The sequence below is a fragment of the Novosphingobium lentum NBRC 107847 genome (assembly GCF_001590965.1).
Lineage (GTDB): Bacteria > Pseudomonadota > Alphaproteobacteria > Sphingomonadales > Sphingomonadaceae > Novosphingobium > Novosphingobium lentum.
Genome location: NZ_BCTW01000044.1, coordinates 1 through 1,852, shown reverse-complemented (window position 1 = coordinate 1,852; position 1,852 = coordinate 1). Strand labels below are relative to the sequence as shown.

Here is a 1,852-nt window from a genome sequence, read left to right as displayed (position 1 = left end):
CCGCGATGCACGCGGCCGTGGCGTCGGACCCCACGGCGTTCTGGCTGGGTCAGGCGGGTCGGCTGACGTGGGATCGGTTTCCGACGGTGGCGGATGAATCGTCGTTCCATGAGGGCGATTTCGGCGTGCGCTGGTTCGGTGACGGGGTGCTCAACCTGTCGGTCAACTGCCTCGACCGGCATCTGGCCACGCGCGGCGAGCAGGTCGCGATCGTGTTCGAGGGCGATGAGCCGGGCGAAGGCTACACGCTCACCTATCGCCAGCTGCACGAGGACGTCTGCCGCTTCGCCAACGTGCTGAAGGTGCAAGGCGTGGCCAAGGGCGACCGCGTCACGATCTACATGCCGATGATCCCGCAAGCCGCGGTGGCGATGCTCGCAGCCGCGCGCATCGGCGCGGTGCATTCGGTGGTGTTCGGCGGGTTTTCGCCCGACAGCCTCGCCGGGCGCATCCAGGACTGCGATTCGTCGGTGCTCGTCACCGCCGACGAAGGCATGCGCGGCGGCAAGCGCGTGCCGTTGAAGGCCAACGCCGACAAGGCGCTGGAACAGTGCCCCTCGATCGAGAAGGTGATCGTGGTGCGCCGCACCGGTGCCGACGTGCCGATGGTCGCGGGCCGCGATGTGTGGTGGCACGAGGCGCGCGAGGGCGTTGCGGCGACGTGCCCGCCCGAGCCGATGGGCGCGGAGGACCCGCTGTTCATCCTCTACACCTCGGGTTCGACCGGCAAGCCCAAGGGCGTGCTCCACACCACCGGCGGCTACCTGCTGTGGGTGACGCTGACCTTCGACCTGCTGTTCGGGCCCGAACCCGGCAAGAGCGCAGCCGACGACCTGTTCTGGTGCACCGCCGATGTCGGCTGGGTCACCGGGCACAGCTACGTCGTCTACGGCCCGCTCGCCAACGGCGCCTCGACCGTGATGTTCGACGGCGTGCCCAACTACCCCGACCACGGCCGCTTCTGGGAGACTTCGGCCCGGCTGGGGGTGACCATCTTCTACACCGCGCCCACCGCGATCCGCGCGCTGATGCGCGAGGGCGATGGCTTCGTCAAAGCGCACGACCGCAGCCGCATCCGCCTGCTCGGCACCGTCGGCGAGCCGATCAACCCCGAGGCGTGGAACTGGTATCACGACGTCGTCGGCGAGGGCCGCTGCGAGATCGTCGACACCTGGTGGCAGACCGAGACCGGCGGCGCGCTGATCGCGCCGGTGCCGGGTGCGGTCACCACCAAGCCCGGATCGGCGACGCTGCCGCTGCCCGGCGTCCATCCCGAACTGGTCGATGCCGACGGCAAGGTGCTCACCGGCGCCACCGAGGGAAACTTGTGCATCGCCCGAAGCTGGCCCGGGCAGATGCGCACGCTGTGGGGCGATCATGCGCGGTTCTTCCAGACCTACTTCACCACCTATCCCGGCCAGTACTTCACCGGCGACGGCTGCCGCCGCGACGCGGACGGCTACTACTGGATCACGGGCCGCGTCGATGACGTGATCAACGTCTCGGGCCACCGCATGGGCACCGCCGAAGTCGAAAGCGCGCTGGTCGCGCACCCCAAGGTCGCCGAGGCCGCCGTCGTGGGCATGCCGCACGAGATCAAGGGCCAGGGCATCTACGCCTACGTCACCCTGAACGCCAACGAGAGCGGCAGCGACGCGTTGCGCGCCGAACTGCGCGCCTGGGTGCGCAGCGAAATCGGCCCGATCGCCACCCCCGACGCGCTCCAGTTCGCCCCCGGACTGCCCAAGACCCGCTCCGGCAAGATCATGCGCCGCATCCTGCGCAAGATCGCCGAAGGCGATACCTCGAGCCTCGGCGATACCTCCACGCTCGCCGATCCCGGCGTGGTGGA

The 1,852-nt window shown here is 69.4% G+C and carries 1 protein-coding gene; it reads left to right on the top strand.

Annotation, left to right across the window (positions count from 1 at the left end; translation table 11 throughout):
* On the top strand, window positions 1-1,852 hold a 1,852-nt coding region (acs, locus tag NL2_RS20515; RefSeq protein WP_068078570.1), incomplete at both ends, for an acetate--CoA ligase.